Source organism: Clostridium cibarium, from assembly GCF_014836335.1.
Lineage (GTDB): Bacteria > Bacillota > Clostridia > Clostridiales > Clostridiaceae > Clostridium > Clostridium cibarium.
Window position 1 is genome coordinate 1 of sequence record NZ_JACSRA010000055.1, and the last position, 6,197, is coordinate 6,197.

The window sequence follows — 6,197 nt, forward strand, 5'->3', positions numbered from 1 at the left end:
CCACTTTGTAGTGAAGTCTTAATGGACAATATTCTTAAACATAGTCCAAATTAAAAGTATAATTATTTCACTAAAGTCAAATTTAGCGAAATTAAAGCAAAATGGTTGTAGTTATTAACTACAACCATTTTGAATAAGCTTTTCTTTCCATACATCACAAAAATTAAAAAAGTTATCTGGAACTAAATTAGGAACCTTTTTTGAAAGATTCTTTGTAAAATCTTTTATATTATCTATAAAGCCAAGGTAATTAGTATTACTAACATTACCTCCACTTATATCAAAATCAGGTACAGATATACCCTTATCCTTCATTATTATCATCATTGTATTTAAATGATATTGCATAGTTCCAGCTGTATAACCACGACATTCTACAGTCCCAAATTCTTTACATGTTTCCTGAAGAGCATCATATGCTTTTTTAGTATTTATTGCTTTTTTATTTGATTGAATATCAATATTATCACTATCTTGATTTTTCGATGTATTGATTTTATCTTTATCAATTACATTTGTATTATCAATTACAGGTGATTTTTCTTTGATGTTTAAGTTGGACATACTTCTATAAGCACTTATATTATTCATTTTTTCCTCCTAGTATAAATGTATATATTTCGTTATCGGATATGGAATAAAAAACTTTAATTGTAATATAGAGGAATATATTGTTGTGCATTTGCTTTTGGAATGTTATTATATTATTTGTGTTTATTTAACATAATAAGAATAAAATGGAGGGTTTTGTGATGAAAAATTTAATTAAAAAGGCATTTACCTTGCTTTTAGTTGCTTTATTGTTTACAGCAGGGTTTGGGATTGAAAAAGCTTCTGCTTATGGTGGTTATGGGACTAATTGGAATGCCCAAATAACACAGGTTACTAATGTAAGGGATCTTGGCAGAAATGTGTATGCTATCGGAAATACATCTCAAATTACATATACTGGTGGAGAATATAATGTAGATACTAAAAATGTTGGTATTCAATGCAAGTTTACTAACACTTCTGGGTTTGTAGCTGTATGGGTAGATGGTAGTTTTGTTGGGCATGATGACTACTTATTAGACTATAAGTCTCTTGGAAACAATAATTTTATTAAAACAATTCTTGTAAAAAATTTATCATCTGGAAGACATAGAATTGAAATTAAAGCAACGCAACCTACTGGAACACAAGTAAGATCAGATTATATATATGTAATTGTTTAGTATAGTAAAAAAATAGTTTAATAAATAAAGACTATCGCTCCTGGGGCAATAGTCTTTATTTATTAAACTATCATTTAGCGAAATTGTATGATGGACAAATGTATAGTACAATATAACCAAAGTATAACTAATGTATAGCGAGGTGTATATTTAATGGAATATATTGATAATAACATCGTTGAAGTAGTTAAGTTTATTAATGCAGAATTATCAAAAGGTAGAACAATGATAGATATTGAAAATAAAGAGTTTAATGTAAATGAGCGTGTTATAACTAAAAGATTGAAAAGAAAAGGCTATACTAAAATTAATAATCAATTTGTGTTAGAAGAAGGACTAGAACAACAAAATGATATTAATAATATAACAAAAGTTATAACTAAAAATAATAGTATTAAACAAAAGTATAACAATGATATAAAGAAGGATAAGTTAGAAGAACTAGTAAGTCTTTTAGAACCTATTAAAGAAGTTATACGAGAGTATAACAAAAGTAAAACATTTGTGGAAGTTGAACCAGTAGAATTAAAGGTAAAGAATATAACAGAAGTTAAACAAAAGTTATTTAAGGTAGATATAGAAGTTTTAGAAGAATGGGAGAAATTTGTTGTAGATCATAAACAATTTAAAGTTCAAAATTTAATAAGTTTAGCATTAGAAGAATTTATAAACAAGTATAAGTAATTAAGCCAATGATTTGAACTGCCCCCTCTCAAGTAGACAGGGGGCAGTTCAAATCATTGGCTTTTATTTCATTAAGACAAATTTTAGGGAAATAAGAGGTGTTTTAATGAAATTGAAAAAAGTATCGTATTCATAAGTATTTTAGTATTGTTAAATATCATTTTACATAAGCAAGATCTATTTTTTAAAAAACAATAAAAAAAGTAATAGTATAAATATTATTAGGTAAAATATAAATTTTAAGTTTTCATTCTTAGAATTTTTATTATTCATAAGAAAATCCTCCTTGATTAAATAAAGTTAAGCTTTTTATTAGTTAGAAACTTTTTTATTAATGTATCAATTAATGAACTTAATAAAAACATTAATAGAAAAGATAAAATAATAAAGTATATATAACTAGTTTTACTAGATAAATACATGAAAATTAGTATTATAGAATACAAAGATAATGTATAGAAAATTAATTTTACAATAGTAAACAAATTTTTAATTGACCATTTATTGATGATGGATATATTAATCATTATTAGAGTTATAGGTTTACTAATTAGTGTTATACATATAATATTAGCTAATAAATAAAATATAGACTGTTTCATATTTGGCATAAAATTAATTAGAATAATAAAATCATATATAAATATAAATAGAAAGCTAATCAATTTTCCAGAAACATTCTTTTGTAAATAAAAATTGAAAATATCGATTTTGCTTAAGTAAAGTTTTTCATATTTATTCTTTTCTAAGTTTACAATATTATAATTAATTTCACTAACAACAGATATAGTCATAAGTTGATTTATTATTAATAGAAATAAATAGTTATCTTCTGTTTTATTTGTAGAAAATATTGTTGTTATTGTAAATGTAATTAAAGTAAATATAATGGATTTTAATAAATTAAAGTTACGTATTAATAGTTTTTTATCTTTATTAAAAAAGTAGAATTTGTTTAATAGTTTATAAGTAATAAGATTTTTTTTATGAGAATAAGTGTTCGTAGAACTATTTACAAATAATCCATTTATATAAAAAGATTTATAAAATAAAAAGTACGAAAGCTTATAAAATATTAAAATTAAGAGGATGAGGAAAAATATAACATTAGTTCTTCTATTATATAACATAAGCTCACTAAAGTAGAAAAAGTATTTAGTAAATTTATAAGTATCTAAATTATTGATAAAGTTATTTAAGTTAACATAATTTGATATAAGTATAACTGAACATGTAAAGAATAGTTCTATTATTCCAGTATAAATTATTATTATTTTTTTTAAATGTTGTATATTAATAACCATACTTAGAAAAAATAATGTAATATAAGATACTAAATAGATTATTAATAATAGTAATATTACATATAATATGTAATTAAAGTAAACTAACAATGAAAGATTTATAGCCAAGCCATCAGCAACTAGTAGTGGCATTATAATACATAAAAATATCAATATTGTTTTAAAAGCCAAAGATAAAAATTCGCATAAAAAGCAATTTTTAAGGTTTATAGGAGATAAAATTAATATTTCTATTTTCCTATTTTCAAAGAAAGAATTAAAGATTTTTAAAGGCATAATTGATAACATTAATAAAGTTGAACACATTAGTATTAATGTATTAAATTTTATACTTAAAGAATAAGTTACATTAAATTTAGACAATAGAAAAAAAATAAGATATGTTATTAGATATATAAATATAACTAGGAAGATAGTAAGGCTAATCTTATCTCTTCTATTATATTCCTTATCAATTCTTCTTTGCAGTATTTTAAGCTTAATTTTAAGAATGTTAAATACCATTAGAAAAATCCTTTCATTTTATTATTTCTATAAATTTATCTTCTAATGATGAATCTATAGTTAGATTTTTAATATTATCATTAAAAATTATATTACCATTTTTAATGATAATTATGTCGGTGCACAAATTGCTAGCAACATCTAAGTCATGAGTAGATAAAATTACAATATTATTGTTTTTTTTGGCAAATTCTTTAAGATAATCCTTTAACTTTTTTATAGTAATGGGATCTAAACCAGTAAAAGGTTCATCCAAAATAAGAATCTGAGGATTATGAATTAGTGTGGCAATTATTGATATTTTTTGCTTCATACCTTTAGAGTATGAAGATATTAATGTATCAGCTTTGTCACTTATATCAAATAAGTCTAAAAAGTAATCTATGTTGGTATTATCATCCATGTAGTATAGGTTACATATAAATTCAACAAACTCTCTGCCGGTTAAGTTTTCGTATAAATTAGGATTGTCTGGTACGTACCCTAATTTAGTTTTAATTTCAATATCAGAATGTATGTCACTATTATTTATGAGTATATTACCAAATGAAGGTTTTAGTAAACCTACAAGCATTCTTATAGTAGTAGTTTTTCCAGAACCATTTGGCCCAATTAAGCCATAAATATTATTCTCACTTAAAGATAATTTTTGTATATTAACAGCAACATTTTTGCCATATATTTTTTTAATATCATTAAATATAATCATATTATTCAGTCCTTTTATAATTTTATTACATTATAGCAAGTAAAAATTAAGGAGTAAACTATTTTTTACATAATTTACTCCATAAAACAATTAAACCAAATTATAGACCAAGAGCTTTTCTTATTTCATTTGCAATCCAAGCAACAGTCATTCCTCTGTCTAACCATTTTAATACAGTAGCTTTATTAGCCCAAACCCACTTAATTGCTTTTGAACCGTATTTAGCTACAGCTTTAATTACAGCGCCCATAAAATCTCCTCCTCCCAATATTTAAAATAGCAATATGCATTACATAATAATACATATATACCATAATATCACTTTATATCACATAAGTAAACATATTATGAAAAAAATGACATTTAAATGATGTGGATGGAAGTTATATTAGTTATGTTTTGGAATGAGAACAATATAAAATAATTCTTTCTTATAAAGTTTTTGTAAAATAAAAGTTGTAAAGTAAGAAAATAAAGGTTAAAATAAAATTATTGATTGGAAAATTGAATAAAAAAAGTCCTTATTCAACTCTTATCGATGTAATTGACCGTTACACTGATAAGCCAAACTTTAAAGGTATTGACCGTACCAAAAAAGCCGTTAGAAAAAGAACTTCTTTCACAGTAACAAAAGTTACTTTTAAGTTTACTAGTTTTATTAGTAAATTATAACCGATAGAAGATAGAATTTCAAGCCTTTTAAGTATGGTAAATACCAACTTAAAAGGCTTTTTTGATTTTTTAAAAGGTCACATACCACCTATATGGTATGTAGTGGGACAAGCCATAAAACCACTTGAAAGAAGAAGATAGGTGAGTTCAGCCAATGCAGAAAGTGAACCTCCGTACAATATACCTAATCCTTATCTTTGGGTGTACGGGAAAGAGCGTGATGACAACGTAAAGGTCAGGTGTGGGAGTTCTAGGATACTAGGGTATCGGGAACCATGAGAAGAATAACGCATTAGGATAGAACCGTAATGTAGAAAGCTTGTGGGTGTTAATGCACGTAACAGATAAGGTGTAGATAGTGAAGGCGACTGAGGTTAAACCTTGTATTCTAAACTGGACGCAGTTAATTCCTTACTGATAGTCATATGTATGACTATTTGTAAGGGAATAACTGCGTCCAGTTCGGCTCCTTTAGTTGCCCTTGTATTCTACACCTTCGGTTGATACTTGCAAGTATTACTTAAAAAATAAAAAAATTATTTGAAGGAATAGAAGTAAAAAAAGAAAGTAAGGAGATATGTAGATCAACTGGAATTGTAATACAACTTACGGAGTTATGATACGATAAATGAATTTTATATGTTGGCAAGATACGCATTTGTAATACAAAATGCAAGACTTGTTAGGAGTGTACCCCTAATACCCGAATGTAATTTTTCCAAAAGATATGTAATTAATAAGATACTATATGTAAACAATAAGATCTTATACTTTACGTATAAGATAGTTTATGTATAAAATAAGATATTAATATGTAAAGTATCTGTATAGTAACTAGGTATTCCGTAGGGTATTGCAAAGGAATTTAATATAAAAAATTACTTTGCAATACCTAGTTTCACATTTAAAGAAATATAGGATATAAGCTAATTTGAGAAAGGTTAAAGAAATTTTAAAGTAGCAAGAGCATTTATATTTTTAAGTGATTTACAAGGTACTTAAAAACTAGTTTTATCAGTCTTAGATCTTTTACCTTTCCATATCAAAGCTTTTACTTTTTATGATTTTTTCAACTGGTTTACTTAGTTCTTTTAATTTTTCAGTAGCTTT

General features: G+C 24.9%; 5 protein-coding genes. 2 read left to right on the forward strand and 3 right to left on the reverse strand.

Annotation, left to right across the window (positions count from 1 at the left end):
- Window positions 1-114: 114 nt before the first annotated feature.
- Complete coding sequence (locus H9661_RS19075) at window positions 115-591, reverse strand: hypothetical protein (protein WP_191770372.1); 477 nt, start codon at window positions 589-591, stop codon at window positions 115-117.
- A 161-nt stretch (window positions 592-752) separates the two neighbouring features.
- Between H9661_RS19075 and H9661_RS19080 the strand changes: the two genes are divergently transcribed.
- Complete coding sequence (locus tag H9661_RS19080; protein ID WP_191770374.1) at window positions 753-1,214, forward strand: hypothetical protein; 462 nt, start codon at window positions 753-755, stop codon at window positions 1,212-1,214.
- Between the two features lie 153 nt (window positions 1,215-1,367).
- A complete protein-coding gene (locus H9661_RS19085; protein ID WP_191770376.1) occupies window positions 1,368-1,898 on the forward strand; it encodes a hypothetical protein in 531 nt (176 codons plus the stop codon).
- A gap of 1,821 nt (window positions 1,899-3,719) precedes the next feature.
- Here the strand turns inward: H9661_RS19085 and H9661_RS19090 are convergent.
- Together H9661_RS19090 and H9661_RS19095 are read right to left on the reverse strand one after the other, a co-directional pair.
- Window positions 3,720-4,415 carry an ABC transporter ATP-binding protein gene (locus H9661_RS19090; RefSeq protein ID WP_191770379.1) on the reverse strand — a complete coding sequence of 232 codons (696 nt, stop codon included), beginning with the start codon at window positions 4,413-4,415 and terminating at the stop codon, window positions 3,720-3,722.
- A gap of 100 nt (window positions 4,416-4,515) precedes the next feature.
- Window positions 4,516-4,665, reverse strand: a complete 150-nt coding sequence (locus H9661_RS19095) for an aureocin A53 family class IId bacteriocin (protein ID WP_191770381.1) — start codon at window positions 4,663-4,665, stop codon at window positions 4,516-4,518.
- Between the last annotated feature and the right edge of the window lie 1,532 nt (window positions 4,666-6,197).

Excerpts from the sequence above, each read along its gene's own strand:
- H9661_RS19095 (WP_191770381.1), bottom strand. The coding sequence starts at position 4,665 with ATGGGCGCTGTAATTAAAGCTGTAGCTAAATACGGTTCAAAAGCAATT.
- H9661_RS19085 (WP_191770376.1), top strand. The coding sequence starts at position 1,368 with ATGGAATATATTGATAATAACATCGTTGAAGTAGTTAAGTTTATTAAT.
- H9661_RS19075 (WP_191770372.1), bottom strand. The coding sequence starts at position 591 with ATGAATAATATAAGTGCTTATAGAAGTATGTCCAACTTAAACATCAAA.
- H9661_RS19080 (WP_191770374.1), top strand. The coding sequence starts at position 753 with ATGAAAAATTTAATTAAAAAGGCATTTACCTTGCTTTTAGTTGCTTTA.
- H9661_RS19090 (WP_191770379.1), bottom strand. The coding sequence starts at position 4,415 with ATGATTATATTTAATGATATTAAAAAAATATATGGCAAAAATGTTGCT.